The organism is Aquabacterium fontiphilum (assembly GCF_009909205.1).
In the GTDB taxonomy this organism is placed as follows: Bacteria; Pseudomonadota; Gammaproteobacteria; order Burkholderiales; family Burkholderiaceae_C; genus Aquabacterium; species Aquabacterium fontiphilum.
This window is the reverse complement of the sequence record NZ_JAAAPN010000010.1, coordinates 1-15086: the sequence shown is the minus strand read 5'-3', so window position 1 is coordinate 15086 and position 15086 is coordinate 1. Positions and strand designations below refer to the sequence as shown.

Sequence of the window (15086 nt, the reverse complement as noted above, 5' to 3'; positions counted from 1 at the left end):
GCGCCTCAGGGCCTTTTCCGCCCTATCTGCGATCCCGCCGGGCCTTCTACTACCCCACAGATCCAAGCTGCGCCCTGTCGCGTCCAACCTGTCGAGGTCTCGATGAACTTACCGATCCGTCACTTCTCCTGTCGCCTGGTCGGGCGAGAGGCTCTGCAAGCCTTTTTTGCGGCGGCAGGATTGATCGGACTGCTCAGCGCCGGCGCCGGGGCGCAGGTGCTGCCCCAAGGTGGAACCGTCGTCAGCGGCAGCGGCCACATCGGGCAGACCGGACGCACCCTGACCATCACGCAGCACACCGACGCGCTCGTGACCGACTGGCAGCGCTTTTCGATCGCGCGGGGCCACACCGTGCAGTTCATTCAGCCGTCGGCCAGCTCCGTGGCGCTTAACAGGGTGACGGGCGCCGACCCCACTGTGATTCAGGGGGCGTTGCGTGCCAACGGTCAGGTGTTTCTGCTCAACCCCAACGGGGTGCTGTTCTCCGCGACGGCACAGGTCAACGTGGGCGGGCTGGTAGCGTCCACGCTGTCCATGAGCAGCGACGACCTGCTGAGCGGCCAGTACCGGTTCGCTGGCAACAGCGACGCCCGCATCGTCAACCGCGGGCGCATCACCGCCTCTGAGGGGGGTGCTGTTGCCCTCGTGGCTGCCCGAATCGAGAACCACGGCCGCATCGAGGCTGTTCGTGGTGGCGTGGCACTGGGAGCCGGTAAGGTCGTCACGCTGGATATGGGTGGGCCGGTCAGGATTCAGGTGGAAGAGGGCGCATTGAACGCCCTGATCGCACAGGGCGGGGCCATACGGTCCTCAGGCGGGGTGGTCTACCTGAACGCCCGGTCCGCGGGGGACCTGATGTCCACCGTCATTCGGCACACCGGTGTCACCGAGGCTCAGACGCTGGCCACCGGCGAGCGCGGGCAGATCATGTTGCTGGGCGGCATGGCCCATGATCGCATCGAGGTGGGCGGGCGCCTGGACGCCAGCGCCCCCGCGGGTGGCGATGGCGGCTTCATCGAAACCAGTGCCGCGCGTGTCAAGCTGGCGTCGGATCTGCGTGTCACTGCCCAGTCCCAGGGGGGGCAGACCGGCAAATGGCTGATTGATCCGCAGGACTACGTCATCGCCGCGACGGGGGGTGACATGACCGGGACGCAGCTGTCCAGCGCATTGAACACCGCCAATGTGGAGATCCAGAGCAGCAGCGGTTCGGGCGCGGGGTCAGGCGACATCCTCGTGCGCGACACCATCAGCTGGTCGGCCAACACCCTCACGCTGACAGCGGCCCGGGACGTGCGCATCGAAGCCGTCATGACCGCGACCGGTACGGCCACTCTGGCACTCAATCCGGCCACCGCCAACGGTTCAGATGCGGCCAACACCAGTGGCACGGTGCGCGTGGGCACCGCTCTGGGCGGTGGCTTCAGCGGTCGGGTGGACTTTGGCGGCCGCGCAGGAACCGGGCTGCTCACCATCGGCGGGCTTGGCTACACCGTGATCAATGCGCTGGGCAGCGAGGGCAGCACGAACGGCGCTGATCTGCAAGGCATGGCGGGCGACCTCGCCGGCCGATATGCCCTGGGCGGTCACATTGACGCCACTGCCACGGCTGGCTGGGCACAAGGCTTCAACCCGGTCGGCAACGGCAGCGGCGAGTTCACCGGGCAGTTCGACGGCCTGGGTAACGTAATCAGCAACCTGAGCATCAACCTTCCGGCGCAGTACGGTGTGGGCCTGTTCGGCGCCACAGACCACGCCACCTTGCGCAACGTCGGGCTGGCGAACGTCCAGATCGTCGGCGGTGAGCGCACCGGGGCACTGGTGGGCGCTGCCGTGGGGGGCGGCATCCACAACAACTACGCTTCTGGCACGGTGAGTGGCGCGTACTACGTGGGTGGCCTGATTGGCACGGCACACGAGTTGACCACCCGGGAAAGCCGTTCATTTGCGACTGTGTCGGCCGACCGTGAGGTGGGCGGCCTTGTCGGGTTCAACGGCGGCTGGATCGAGCACAGCTACGCCACAGGCAGCGTGACGGCCACCGGCGCCTTGAGTGGCTCCCCCAACGGCGCCGGCGGCCTGACGGGCGCCAACACCGGGGTGCTTGACACCACCTATGCCACCGGCGCTATCACGGGCGGCAGCTTTGTAGGGGGCTTGACCGGCTACAGCAACAACTACATCGTTAACAGCTATGCCACCGGCTCCGTCACGGCCACGGGCGACCGCGTTGGTGGGCTCGTGGGCCACCATGGCGGCAACATCGAGCGCAGCTATGCGACCGGGGCTGTCTCCAGCCCAGGCGACGATGTTGGTGGCCTCACCGGCCACAGCGACTCCGCGTGGGCCGCGAACACCAGCTTCTGGGATGTCCAGCGCAGCGGCCAGGCCACGAGCGGCGCAGGCCACGGGATGAGCACAGCGGATTTCAGGACGGCAGTTAACTTCACCAGCGCCACGACAGCCAATGGCGACAGCGCGCCCGGCTGGGATTTCAACCAGGTCTGGGTGCTGTATGAGGGGCATACTGACCCACTGCTGCGCGCGCACATGGTCCCGCTTCACGTCACGGCTCACGACGTCAGCAAGACCTATGACGGCCAGGCCTACGCCGGCAGCTACACCGCCAGCTACAGCCTCACACCGGACATGAGCCTGATTGCGGGCAGCTTAAGCTACGGAGGCAGCGCAGAGAGCGCCACCCAGGCGGGCAGCTACGACATCGCACCAAACGGCTTGCGCTCAACCCAGCAGGGCTACCTCATCAACTACACCAGCGGCACGCTGACCATCAACCCCCGCGCCCTCACGGTCACCGTTGACGACAGGCGCAAGCTCGTGAATGCGGTCGACCCGGTCTTCACCTACCAACTCACCTCAGGCAGCCTGGTTGATGGCGACAGCCTGACCGTCACCCTGTCGCGCGTGCCAGGTGAGACGGTCGGCAGCTATGCGATCACGGCCAATGCGTTCGCCGGTAGCAACTACGACATCACCGCGCTGGATGGCAGCCTCCTGATTGAGCGCGGCACGCCCCCCGAGCCGCAGGAGGCTGCAGTGCGCACCACGCTCGTCAGCAGCCTGCCTCGTGTGGTCTCCACCGGGCCGATCACATTGGCCCCCCCCACGCCGGGCGCGGCGGCATCCAATGGCCTGGTGTTTGTTTCCGCGCCGGCCACGCCAGAGGCCTCGGCCGGGGCCGGTGTGCCGCCAACAGCTGCCTCTGGCGGACGCGATGGCGCTGGCTTCATGCGGGTGTTCGTCGTCTCAGGTGGCATTCGCATGCCCGCCGGCCATGGCGCCGCAACCCATCAGGAAGGTCAATGATGTCGCAAGCTCACACCGTCGTATACCGCGCCGTGGCGCTGGCCGTCATTGCGGCGCTTGCTGCGCATGCCCGCGCGCAGACCGCGCCAGACGGCGGTCAAGTGCTCAGGCAAACCCAACCAGCACCGCAGGCGCCTCAACCCGGCGTGCTGGTCGATGTTCAGCCCGCCCCGCGCCAGGCCACGCCGCCGGGCGGGCCCCAGGTCACACTCGCCGGCGTCCAGTTCAGCGGCCACACCGTGTACACCAGTGAGGCCCTGCAGGCCGTTATTGGCGACGTCCGCGGGCGTGCATTCGATCTGGCCGGCCTGCGCGGCCTCGCCGACGCCATCAGCGCGCATTACCGCCGCAACGGCTATCCGTTTGCGCGGGCACTTGTGCCAGCACAAGCCCTGGGCGACCAGATCCTGCGCATTGAAGTCATCGAGGGCCAGTATGGTCAAGTGCGCGCCCTGTCGGATGACCCGGCTCTTGCCGCGCGCGGTCAAGCCTTTCTCGGCGGCCTGCAGACCGGTGCGGTGATTCAGAGCGCTGCGCTCGAGCGCGCCACGCTGCTGCTCGACGATCTGCCTGGCGTGAGCGTGTCGCCGCTCATTCGTCCGGGGCAGGCCGCGGGCTCGGGTGATCTGGATGTTTCGCTGCAGCGCGGCCCCCGTATCACGGGCCAAGTTGGGCTGGACAACACCGGTAACCGCTACACCGGGCAACACCGCGCCAAGCTGGACCTCGACATCAACAGCCCTTTCCTGGTGGGCGACCAGATCAGTCTGAGGGCGCTGGTGACTGATGAAGCCATGTGGTTTGGAAGTGCCGACTACAGCGCGCCCGTAGGGGCTTCGGGCTTGCGCGCCCAGGGCGGCTATTCCCGCAGCGCTTACACCTTGGGCAAAGGCTTCTCCAGCCTGGATGCCACCGGCACAGCCGAAGTCTCAAGCCTCGGCCTGACCTACCCGCTGGTACGCTCGCAGCGCCTCAATGTCACGCTGGGCGGTGCTTATCAGCACAAGAAACTGATTGACCGGCAAGGCAGCACCGATACGCGCAGCGACAAGACCAGCAATGTCGTGCCGCTCACCCTGAGGCTGGACTTGCGAGACGGACTGGGGCAGGGCGGCCTGACCTATGGCATGTTCAGTTGGTCGGCTGGCAAGCTGCAACTTGACCCTGCCGCTCGCGCGCTCGACCGTACGACCGCCCGCACCGAAGGCCGGTTTGACAAGTTCAACGTCGACGTGGCGCGCATCCAGGCTCTGCCGGGCGCATGGACGCTGCACGCGCGCGTGGCCGCCCAATGGACCCGCATGAACCTGGATTCATCAGAAGGCTTCGGTCTCGGCGGGGCGGACGCTGTGCGAGCCTATCCCAGCGGCGAAGGCTATGGCGATCGGGGCTGGCTTGGCCAGGTCGAACTGCGCTACACGATGGGCGGCGTGACGCCATATCTGTTCCACGACGCAGGCCGCATCGCACGCAACGCGCGTCCCTGGGAACAAGGCGACAACAGCCGCTCGCTGGGCGGCGCGGGCCTGGGCGTGCGCGCTCAGCAGGCCGACTGGACGGTCGACGCTGCGCTGGCGTGGCGAACCCATGGCGGCAACGCCACATCCGACACGCGACAGCGCAATCCACGGCTGTGGGTGACGGTGGCTTATCGCTTCTGAGCCTCGGGGCTAAAGATCGCCCAGCGCCGGGTTGTAAACCACCTCCCACAGGTGGCCTTCGGTGTCCGCGAAGTAGCCGGCGTAGCCGCCGTAGAAGGTGGGCTGTGCCGGTTTGACCTCGCTGCCACCGGCGCGAATGGCTTGGGTCATCACGGCATCGACCGCCTCGGCCGACTCGACGTTATGGCCCAGGCTGATGCCGCCCGATACGGCCGCGCTGCCTGACGGTGGCGGCAGGCCCGCATCATGGGCCAAGCTGGCGCGCGGCCACAGGGCCAGCCGCAGCCCGCCATTCAAGGAAAAGAAGGCCACGGCCCCGTGCTCGAACTCGGTGCCGATGATCCCCTTGGTTGGCCAGCCGAGCCCGTCGCGGTAGAACGCCACCGCACGCTCCAGGTTGTCCACGCCCAGTGTGATGACTGACAGGTGCGGTGTCATGCCCGGCCTTCGTCGAAGTCATCCCCCAGCTCGAACTCACCGGCCTCGAAAGCCTTCAGCACCGCTTTGGCCTCGTCCAACTGAGCCGCCCGCACACGGATCTTGGCGCCACCCAGCGCGATCGACCACAGGTCGTTCGCCTGCACCGTGTCGGTGTCGCCCGCCAGCGCCTGGATGCCCGCTGCCTTCAGGCATGACGTCAGGATATGGGCCTCGGTGGGGGTCAGGTTGCCGACCAGCACCACCATGTCGCCTTCAGTTTGCGCATCCATGGGAACCCTTTCAGCTCGCCCGTCGCCGGGCATACCAAGCGTGTATCAGCCCAGCCTGATAACACTGTACCGGCGGCTGGAACCCCCCTGAAGCGACGATGGCTTCGACGCTGCTCGGCGGCAGAATGGACACATCTTTGTCATAGGCCGCCCGCATCTGCTGCAAGCGCTCCGCGGAAAGGTCCGCCCCCGAGAGCGCCCGCATCCATACCTCCAGCAAGTCCGGGTAGAGCGGCGAGGCTGTGTCTGCGCTCAGATCCGACGTCACCAGCATGCCCTCGGGCTTCAGCCGGTCTGCAATCGCTCGGAAGAATGCCATGCGTTCGCCTGGGTGCAGCAAGAAGTGCGACACCAGCAGCGAGGTGGCGGCATCGAACGGCGCTGACGTGGGCAGGGATTCCAAGTAGCCTGTGTGGAACTCGCAGCGCTTGTCGTAGCCATGGGCCTCAGCACGAGACCTTGCGGCGCTCACCATCCCCCCAGATGGCTCGACCGCCACAAACGTCCAGCCGGGAAAACGATCCGCAAAGAAGTGGATTTCGGCACCCGTGCCTGCGCCAACGCACAACATGCGGGCGTCGTGCGGCAAACCGCTGAAGACCGATGCCGCCAGCAAGTGGATGCCGTCCCGAAAGGGCGCCAGCTTGGCCCATTGCTGGTCGTACACGCCGGCTTGCTGATCAAAGGTCGATTTGAGTTCCGTGCGGTCCACGGGCGCATCCGATCAAAAAGTGATGACCACCGACGGGGCCGAGCGCTCCGCTTCGCCGTGATAAACGGCCTCGATGTTGTTGCCGTCCGGATCCAGCACGAACGCGGCGTAGTAGCCGGGGTGATACGGGCGCTCTCCGGGGGCACCATTGTCCTGGCCGCCGTGGGCCAGCGCCGCCCGGTAGAAGGCGTCAACCATGGCCCGGTCTTGCGCCTGAAACGCCAGATGGTGGCGGCCCGTGAGGTGGCCCTGCGAGGCCAGGCTGTCGGCAGTTGAAACAAACAGCTCGTCCACCCAAAAGTAGCCTTCGCCTTCGCCGCCCATGGGCACGTTGAGCGCGCCCAGGGCGGCCTCGTAAAAAGCCCGGCTGGCCGCCAGATCGCGCACCACCAGTTGAACGTGATCAATCAGGCGGCCGCGATGAAGTTGCTGTGCTTCCATGGGTAACCTTTCAAATTGCTCAAGGCGTTGCCCGGCGAGCCTCAATGCAAGTGGAGCAACTGCCAGCACAACACGCTCCACGCGGTGAGGATGGCCAGCACGCTCAAGCCCCCGATGGCAGCAGCGATGCGCTGAACAGTATCACCCCCGAGCACGAAGGCGTTGATGCCAAAACCACGCAGCAGGTAGGGCAGCGCGTTCGTCCAACCGCCGAACACCAGCAGCGCGGCAATGGGCAAGCTTGCGGTGCTGTCCCACCGCGACATGATGAAAGCGGCGCCCCATTGCATGAAGGCCAGCATGTACCAGTCGATGTGGGTGGCCAGCAGCGACTTCATGTTCATTCTGGCCGCGAAGCGCTTGCCCCAAGGCTGCATGGGAACGAGCATCAGTGTGCCAAGCAACGACGACACCAACACCTGGAGGGCGGCGTTCACTGTGAGAAGGTAGACGGGATCCATGAGGGCATTCTGCTATGGATGCCGTATGGATCCTTTTGCGTTTCCTTATGGGGGCGGGGGATCGTCGCCTTCTGCTGGCCATCCGCAGGTCTGCGCGATACAAGATGGGGGAATTTCAATCGTACTGGCAAAGCACGTGATGGATGTCTCGGGTGGAGTTGGAGGCTCGACGGCAACGGCTTTCCTGCTCAGGGTTTTGTAGTTCTCGAGGTGGTGAAGAATTTCGGGCAGGCTTTCCGATGTGGACGAATATGTAATGGTGATATTAAGATGGTGGCAAGCGAAGGGGCTGGCATTAAACTTCACCAGCACACATTCGCTCGACTCGTTGCAGGTGCTGCTTCTGGCGAGAGTTCGTGCAGTATTTAGGCTGGCACGAGCTTGTTCCGCCAATAAATCATATTCGAACTGGCTCGGCGGGCTTTCTGCTACGGATTCATTTTTGCTGTCTCCGCCGCCTCCGCATCCTGACACTAGTGATAACAGCAGTGCGTTCGCCAAGACGGCTCTACGTGAAAGATTGTGTTTCATTTGTACCCTGATGTGATTTTTAATTAAAGCAGGTTATCTTAATGCCTGCCTGCGGTCAGTTCGCTTTTTTAAAGGCGCTTCATTGCAACCATGTGAACGCGCTGCCGCCTTCGTCGCCTCTCGGGATTCAGTTGCCCGCGTAGAACACCCGCAGCGCCCGACCTCTTTCTTGTGCCGGGATGCTGTTGAGCCCGGCTACGAAAGCAATTCCTGCATCGCACAGCGAAGCCGGCGCGCTTTGGCGATAGGCCTCGGGCTCTGCAATGACCGCCAACTGCTGCTGCGTCATACGCGCCGCGGCGCGCTGGCCGACGCGTTGTCGCTCAGCCGGCGTCGGGGAGATGGCGCGGGCTCCATTGGCTTCACGCACCATCTGCGCCAGCAGATTCAGCTCGCGCTCGACCAGATGGCGCGGCATGTTGCCGGTGATGTTGATGGGCTGGCCGGAGGGAAGCACCATCTCGACGCAGACTGCCATGTCGCGCGCGCGCATGGCTTCAAGCTGCTCCTGAATGAGAGCCTGATAGGCGATCAGCGTGTCGTCTGTGGCCAAGACCAGGAACTTGGGCATGACGACGCCGATCTGAGCGCGGCCCGCCGACGTCACTTCTACGTCCGTCGCGCCTTGCTGGGCTTTGAGCCAGGCCGCCTGGATCACGCGCTCGAAGTCGTCGGGCGATTTTGCGGCCAGCAAGGCGAAGAGCTCGACTTTCTTGAACTCAGCGGCCAGCGCCTCCTTGGATCGAACCGCCGTGGAGATCGTCGCCGTTTCACCGCCAGAGCTCCGTCGCGTCAACACGCCCGCTGCCAACAGCTCCTCGTGCGACGGATGCCACATGGCGTCGTGTGGCGTGTCGATCACCCTGCGGATGAACGACTCCGGAAGGCCGGCGGCCTGGTACATGGCGCGCAACTGCTCGACCTCCTGGTTCGAGCGCTTCGAACCAACACTGCCCACCCCGCGGCTGGCATGAAACCCGATCTGGGCCGTGGGGGCTGCGGCGCGGTCACGGCCCGCCAAGAAGGCGATCGTGCAGGCGGAGGCGCAGTAGCCCTCGACATACGTATTGAGGCTCCGCTGGCGAATGACGTCGGCCAGCATGTGGCCCTCTCGGATCCATCCGCCGCTTGACGACAGCACCACGGTGGTTACCCCTGGGGCGGCCTGCAGCGCCTGCTCCAGCTGCTCTGCCGTTCCGTCGTTGATGCCGCCGTGAAGCAAGATGGAGCGACCGTCGGCGCGCACGACCAACTCAGCGCCCGGCCCCATTTGGGCGCCCGCAGCCACTTCGATGTGCTCCTTCCAAGTGGGCCAGCCCGAGACAAGCTCGCCCGCCGTGCGCAAGACGCCAATGATGATCAACAGCTTTGCGGCGGTAGCCCAACCCGCTTTGCCGCCACGCTGAACATGCTTGCTGGCAGATGCCCATGTGCCAGAGACCGCCCAGAACCAGATGAGGAGGCCAAGGACCGTGAGCAGCAGAAACGCCGCTGAACTGTAGCGCGCCGGGAAACTGCGACCCAACCACGGCAAGAGCATCAGCCCCAGTGCTGGCGCGAACAGCGACACCAGGAAGGTGTTAACCCAGTAAGACCGCCCGAGGGAGTAGTCGCCGTTGTAGTGCCTGCGGAAGAAGGCGAAAGGGCCTTTGTAATCAGGCATCGGCGGCGGGCTGGCTAAGGCGTTGGAGCTCATGTCAGGCGGTCATGACGGCGATGACGGGAGGTTCTTGACGTGGAGTGTCAAAGGGCGAAACTTCGAAAACAGCCAGAGGCCTGGCCGTTCCACTTAAAAGCGCGGTTGCCCTTAAAAGCTCGAATTTGGTTGCAACAAGAACGCGGCTTCCTCAGGGGTGGTTGCGCGCCCCAGTATGGCGTTGCGGTGGGGATAGCGACCAAATCGGTCAATGATGGCTTTGTGCTTCAGCTCAAAGTCGTGGTTCGAAGCCGGCGTGAAGTCCTTGAACAGCTTTTCGGCGAGCACATGAATTTTCGCGGATTCACTGTGCATGAACGGCATGAAGAGAAAAGCACGCTCTGTGGGTGACAGCGAAAGGTGCGCATTCTGCCGAAAAGCTTCCTGCGACAACACAAGCGCCATGGCGTCTTGTGCAAAGGCCTGAGGCGTGTTTCTGAAGATATTTCGAGAAAACTGATCCAAAACAATGATCTCAGCGAGTCGGCCCAGTGGCTCGTCGCGCCAATCATGCAATTCGCCTTGCGAAGCTTGCATGAGGGTAGGCAAGAAGCGCGATTTGATCAGTTGATCAAATGACGGATCGGCCGCCCACCATTGGTCAGGAGCGGTTTCCTCAAACCAGAAGCGAATGACATCTTGGTACATGGTTGGCTTTCATAAAGGCTCACAAACATGAGCGGTAGGTCGCCCCCCAAGAACAGGACATTGGCGGCGGGGTGGGTTGGCTTCTGATACGTTTCGAGCGTCGCTGAACGCGAGAGGTTGCCGGCATTGTGCCTTTGTCACGGCGTGCAGATCAAGCAATGGAACTCTTTTGTGCTTAGATTAGGGTACTCTTCTTCAAATGCTCTACGAGCCTCGTCCAGAGTGATTGGTTTGGCTCTCATTGACCAATTCAAATAAAAACTTCTCCATTGTGTTGGATGGGGGGATTGCCAGTACTTTAAATCATAGTCTCCAATAAATGTATTTTCGCCGGCGAATGCGTGGATCATTTTAAGGTCGCCGCTATTGACTGGATTCTTGCTCGTTTGTTCCTTTGTTCGTCCAAAATAAGTGACCCAGTGTGTGGCAGAGTAAAGGCCCGGCTCCACCTTCAGGGCAATCACTTTGTTGTGCAGTTGTGGGTCTTTTGTTTTCGTGTCACCCAATGGCATGAGGTACTCCTTGCCGGTGACGGTGTTCTTCAAGATCAGGGCAAAATTTTCGGTGGTGTCATTGCGTGTGAAGCGACCGGAAATGTATGCGGATCCGTTTTCCTGCCTGGCCTCGGCCGGCACAGGAGCGTCAACAAAGGCGCAACCGGACAGAATTGCGCACGAAGCGCTAAATGCAATTATTTTATAAAAGGCTTGCATGATGCGTAATCGGTAATCTCGGTGGTGTCGCACTTAATGTGTCGATCTGCTTTGTGGTGTAGGGCATCGCTCCCGTCAAGAAGCCCAATCAGTTGTTAGCCACTGCCGCCTTTCGTTTTTTGAGTCGGCTTACTATCTTGTCTTGGACTTCTTCAAATGGCGGGACCGCTGCCTTACGTATTTCATTCACTTCAATGATGTGCCAGCCGAAGGGGCTTCTTACCGGCTCTTTTGTCATCCCGTTAGGTGTCAACGTGATCATCGCTTTGGAAAACTCGGGGACGAAGTTTCTTGGGTCGTTCCAGCCTAATTCTCCACTCTGTGGCGCCGAGCCTGGGTCTTGTGATAACTCGCGAGCAACTGAGCCAAACGACTCGCCCGCTCGAATGCGATTTAAAGCGGTCGCTGCTTGGGACTTGCTTTCCACCAAGATATGGCGTACGTTGTACTCGCTGCTTGATATGAGCGCAACAATTTTTTCGTACTCGGCTCTTGCTTCAGCCTCGGACACCTGTGGACTGGCGCAGGCCGTCAGAAGGGCTGCGATTATCAAGCCGGGAAATGCTCTCATGTTCATGCAATGCTGATGGCTGAGGTAAGGGAGGACGTCGTGCTCACTTGCGACGACGGGATGCGTGCGAGGAGGCGATTACCCATAGATGATTGGTTCGCGCAGTATCGGTATCGGCCGGCAGAACCTGTTGGTGTCAGCTTGACCGAACAGTTGGGCTCGAACCGACCGATAGGGGACCTTTACCGCGTTTCCCGGTAATGATGTGAAATCTTAACTGTGGCCATCAAACCGAACAAACCGAGGATCATCATCCACATTGAGCCAATCTCTGGCACAGCGGACAGCACATAAACACCCGTTGGACCTATCGCCGCCAAGCTGCCAGATTGGGTGTAGATAAGCTTGGAGATGTTGGTGTCGTTCAGTTGTCCGGCAAGATTGAATGTAGCGATTGGGGTAAAAGTATCGAAGTCGAAGACAGTCAGTCGCCGGGCTCCGTCAATTGCATATGCGCGCTTGGTCGTTACGCTGGCTGTGAATGTCGCGTCGTATGGCAGTGAAAACTTTCCCAGTTGCTCGCCAGTAGATGGATTGAACACAACGCCACTCGAAGAGTAGGCCAAGCCAGCTTCGTAGGTAAAGGTCTGATAGAACCCATAAAGCGCGCCGCCTGTGACAGAGGTCGTGCTGACGCCGGCATTGTTCACAGACATGGTGCGGAAGCCGAATTCCGTTGTCTCGTTGTTATACCCGTAAAGTATGCTGCCGTTCGCCCCAAACTCGATGGTGTTACTTCCAGTGTGCCCAGGTGTACGGTTGGGCAAGACTTGACCGTTTTCAATAATGTAGACGCCTTCATGACGAGGGCTGCAGCAGGTGTTGCTGATGGAAACGGCTATCACATTAGCATTATCAGGCGATACTGCAATGTCTTCAGCTCGTGTGGCACCGCTATAGGTGGAGCTTGGCGTTGATATCGAAGAAATGGTGGTGCCAGTTAGTGCATTAAATTGCTTGATGCTGGGGGCGGCTTGCAGGGCAACGTATCCCACTGTTCCATCTGAAGACAATGCAATCTTGCCTGGCTCGCTGCCTACGAACTGAGACCCAAGGATAGTGCCATTTAGCCCAATACGGGTGATCGAGTTGCCGTATCCATAACCAGCGAGGCTGCCAACGGATACCAAGAGCTCTTGGGTTGATGCATTAAAAACTACGTCGTTGACGGATGTCAACGACACAGCAGTAACCTGAAAGTCACTCGGTATATCTGCTGGTATGGCCGCATGTGAAGGGTGAAAGGCTAGAAAATACAAGCTCGTGACAATGGATAGTTTTTTGGATAGAGACATGCGTTCCTCCCAGACGGGGTTGTTGAAAAAATGCTGATTGATTTAAATGAACAATGCCACTGATTATGAGACCAGGAAGCCTGGCGCTCAAGTGAATTGACGCCTGAGCCCTAGGCTCGTATGGCACCAACATGCGCGCACCCCGGCACATGACTGCGCGCTACCAAAACTGCCACCACTTTTTGTGCCCTTGGCCTTTCGTATAAACGAGGAACTGCTCGGGGTTCAAGCCGTCGCGCGCTTCATCATGCTTGAATCCGCACAACTTGCTGGCCAACGTAAGAGGGACGTCGAAGAAGTAATCAACCTCTGAATCTTGTTCTTGCAGGCGGTTGGCTTCGGCCACGATATCTTGGAATGAGGCGGGCGGTGCGCCTGATGAGGAGAGGTGGCGTATTCCCTTGTCCGATGAATGCGCAACCTTCCAAATGCGGTGACCGCCTTGCCAGAATTCCGCAGAACTGAACATGACATGTTCTTCAATGGCGCATGCGATCACTTCTCCACTAGTTGATAGTTCTGCAAGCACCTTGCTGGCAATGAGAGGGCTGTCGCATCCCTTCGCAACAAGCAAGTACCACCCATGCCGCATGGCCTGACCAGTGAATGGCTTTGAAGCGAACTCGGCCAACGTAGACGTGCTGGACAAGCCCGCTGCAATCAGCGCTTGATCCAGTGGGATGCCGCGTGTTGCGATCCATGCAATGCTGTAGCCCATTTCGTGACGCCCAACGCCCCGGTTAACCGGCGCCGGAAGCCGAAGGCTGGAGGGCACAGATATGGGCCATGAAAATGCCGAAAGCATGGCTCATGTTGGCGTACGCGTTGAACCCCCAATTAGGCTGAGGAGCGAAGGCAAGGTTTTGTGTATTCGTTCTCATTACTTACTGGGCGCCCCAGCGTTCATTTCTTCTATGTATTTCTGGGTGAGCAGGAAACTGTCAATCCAGTTCACTGTGAGCCTCACAAGGAGCTTCAGATCACTTACGTCTTTGGACTCCCACTTTCGTACATAGTGGGTTTCGTCATTCCCTAACCAAGCTGCGCGCTTAGCGCACTCCTTGATGTTTATGTCGTCAATGAACTGAGTAATGCATGGTGCCAACATTGATGCCTTGATCTGTTCAGCTTTGTCTGGATTTATAGCTGATGCGAAATCTTTGACCAAGAACTCGAGAGCTTTTCGTAACCCAATTCCCACGAGCTGATCTAGGCTCCTCGACTCTGCGGCAATAACTTGATTGTAGATCTCTACAAAAGTCGGAGATAGGCATTGGACGGTCTCAGGAAAATCCGCTGGTTGAGCCGAAAACGGTGCGACTGCGCGAAGCTCATATTGGCGACCGCCGCTACCTACCTTCGCATTGAAAACGTAGGTGGCAATGAACAGTTCTTGGCACTTTTGGTTGGTGCACTTGAATATGGCTTGCGAAACACTTCTGTCGCTAATGCTTGACGCCGTTACAACCTTTGGATGAATACGATGATGGCAGCGCGGACACAGATCAGGAACGCTCATCAGCTCCAGTCGATCATCTCGTCCTTGCAAGTCCGTTGCGGTGATGGGAAGAGTCATCTGCTGCCTATGAGATTTGACGCCTAACGAATGAAAGGGACTTCCCCGTCCCGAACTAGCCGCTGATTTGCGGCGCCGGTCATGAGAGACCAAGATGGGAAGTGCGAATTACTCATCTTTGTTTCATCCGGAAGGGGAAGTCCATGGCCATTTTGTTCGTTGGAATCGATCTCGCCAAGACCGTGTTTGCGCTGCACGGCGTTGATGAGCATGGCAAAGCTGTGCTGGTGGCGCCGAAGGTGGCGCGCGACAAGCTGGTGGGCATGGTGGCGGCGCTGCCGCCGTGCACCATTGGCATGGAGGCCTGCTCGGGTGCGCACCACTGGGCGCGTGTGTTCGCCGGCTTCGGCCACACCGTGCGCCTGATGGCGCCCAAGTTCGTCGCACCCTACCGCATGAGCGGTCGACGAGGCAAGAACGACGCGGCCGACGCGGCTGCGATCTGCGAGGCCGTGCAACGGCCCAACATGCGGTTTGTGCCGGTCAAGAGCCTGGAGCAGCAAGGCCGCCTGACGGTGCACCGCATGCGCCAGGCCTTCATCGAGCAGCGCACAGGGATGATCAACCGCATCCGCGGCCTGCTGTCGGAGTTCGGCATCGTGTTGCCCCTGAAGGCTGCTGACCTGCTCGGCTTTTTCACGCCAATCATTCCTGGAAGACGGCGGGTTGTGGAAGGGACAGATACTGCAGTTTGAACTCGTGAGGCGTCAAGTAGCCCAGGCTGCTGTGAGGCCGCACGGCGTT

The 15086-nt window shown here is 60.7% G+C and carries 14 protein-coding genes and 1 pseudogene; 3 read left to right on the top strand and 12 right to left on the bottom strand.

The features are described 5' to 3' along the window. The first annotated feature begins 102 nt into the window (after positions 1 to 102). Both GTZ97_RS12405 and GTZ97_RS12400 read left to right on the top strand, forming a co-directional pair. Positions 103 to 3327 carry a two-partner secretion domain-containing protein gene (locus GTZ97_RS12405; protein ID WP_161650961.1) on the top strand — a complete coding sequence of 1075 codons (3225 nt, stop codon included), beginning with the start codon at positions 103 to 105 and terminating at the stop codon, positions 3325 to 3327. Continuing rightward, positions 3324 to 4988, top strand: coding sequence for a ShlB/FhaC/HecB family hemolysin secretion/activation protein (locus GTZ97_RS12400; protein ID WP_236651194.1), 1665 nt, complete (start codon positions 3324 to 3326; stop codon positions 4986 to 4988). The genes GTZ97_RS12405 and GTZ97_RS12400 overlap by 4 nt, the downstream gene beginning before the upstream one ends. Before the next feature lie 9 nt (positions 4989 to 4997). On the opposite strand, the gene GTZ97_RS12395 is transcribed toward GTZ97_RS12400, so the two are convergent. From GTZ97_RS12395 to GTZ97_RS12335, 12 genes are all read right to left on the bottom strand, one after another. Beyond that, positions 4998 to 5426 (bottom strand): VOC family protein, encoded by a 429-nt coding sequence (locus GTZ97_RS12395; RefSeq protein WP_161650960.1) that lies wholly within the window; start codon positions 5424 to 5426, stop codon positions 4998 to 5000. Beyond that, complete coding sequence (locus tag GTZ97_RS12390) at positions 5423 to 5698, bottom strand: hypothetical protein (protein ID WP_161650959.1); 276 nt, start codon at positions 5696 to 5698, stop codon at positions 5423 to 5425. Before GTZ97_RS12390 ends, GTZ97_RS12395 begins: the two co-directional genes overlap by 4 nt. Positions 5699 to 5708: 10 nt before the next feature. After that, on the bottom strand, positions 5709 to 6410 hold the full coding sequence (locus GTZ97_RS12385) for a class I SAM-dependent methyltransferase (RefSeq protein WP_161650958.1): 702 nt from the start codon (positions 6408 to 6410) through the stop codon (positions 5709 to 5711). A 12-nt stretch (positions 6411 to 6422) separates the two neighbouring features. Continuing rightward, entirely contained in the window at positions 6423 to 6851 is a 429-nt protein-coding gene (locus GTZ97_RS12380) for a VOC family protein (RefSeq protein ID WP_161650957.1), read from the bottom strand. Positions 6852 to 6892: 41 nt separating this feature from the next. Then, positions 6893 to 7312, bottom strand: coding sequence for a hypothetical protein (locus tag GTZ97_RS12375; protein WP_161650956.1), 420 nt, complete (start codon positions 7310 to 7312; stop codon positions 6893 to 6895). A gap of 658 nt (positions 7313 to 7970) precedes the next feature. Continuing rightward, positions 7971 to 9506 (bottom strand): COG3904 family protein, encoded by a 1536-nt coding sequence (locus GTZ97_RS12365; RefSeq protein WP_161650954.1) that lies wholly within the window; start codon positions 9504 to 9506, stop codon positions 7971 to 7973. A 144-nt stretch (positions 9507 to 9650) separates the two neighbouring features. Continuing rightward, positions 9651 to 10187 (bottom strand): DUF924 family protein, encoded by a 537-nt coding sequence (locus tag GTZ97_RS12360; protein WP_161650953.1) that lies wholly within the window; start codon positions 10185 to 10187, stop codon positions 9651 to 9653. A 137-nt stretch (positions 10188 to 10324) separates the two neighbouring features. Then, on the bottom strand, positions 10325 to 10900 hold the full coding sequence (locus GTZ97_RS12355; protein WP_161650952.1) for a hypothetical protein: 576 nt from the start codon (positions 10898 to 10900) through the stop codon (positions 10325 to 10327). An 88-nt stretch (positions 10901 to 10988) separates the two neighbouring features. Beyond that, the gene (locus GTZ97_RS12350) at positions 10989 to 11471 is read right to left on the bottom strand and encodes a peptidylprolyl isomerase (RefSeq protein ID WP_161650951.1); all 483 of its coding nucleotides are present in this window, start codon (positions 11469 to 11471) and stop codon (positions 10989 to 10991) included. A gap of 182 nt (positions 11472 to 11653) precedes the next feature. Beyond that, positions 11654 to 12766, bottom strand: a complete 1113-nt coding sequence (locus tag GTZ97_RS12345) for a hypothetical protein (protein ID WP_161650950.1) — start codon at positions 12764 to 12766, stop codon at positions 11654 to 11656. A gap of 160 nt (positions 12767 to 12926) precedes the next feature. After that, positions 12927 to 13484, bottom strand: coding sequence for a hypothetical protein (locus GTZ97_RS12340; protein ID WP_161650949.1), 558 nt, complete (start codon positions 13482 to 13484; stop codon positions 12927 to 12929). Between the two features lie 162 nt (positions 13485 to 13646). Then, the gene (locus GTZ97_RS12335) at positions 13647 to 14285 is read right to left on the bottom strand and encodes a DUF4145 domain-containing protein (RefSeq protein ID WP_161650948.1); all 639 of its coding nucleotides are present in this window, start codon (positions 14283 to 14285) and stop codon (positions 13647 to 13649) included. Between the two features lie 200 nt (positions 14286 to 14485). On the opposite strand from GTZ97_RS12335, the pseudogene GTZ97_RS12330 reads away from it, so the two are divergent. Further along, positions 14486 to 14950, top strand: a pseudogene (locus GTZ97_RS12330) (IS110 family RNA-guided transposase); the annotation flags it as partial. Positions 14951 to 15086: the final 136 nt, after the last annotated feature.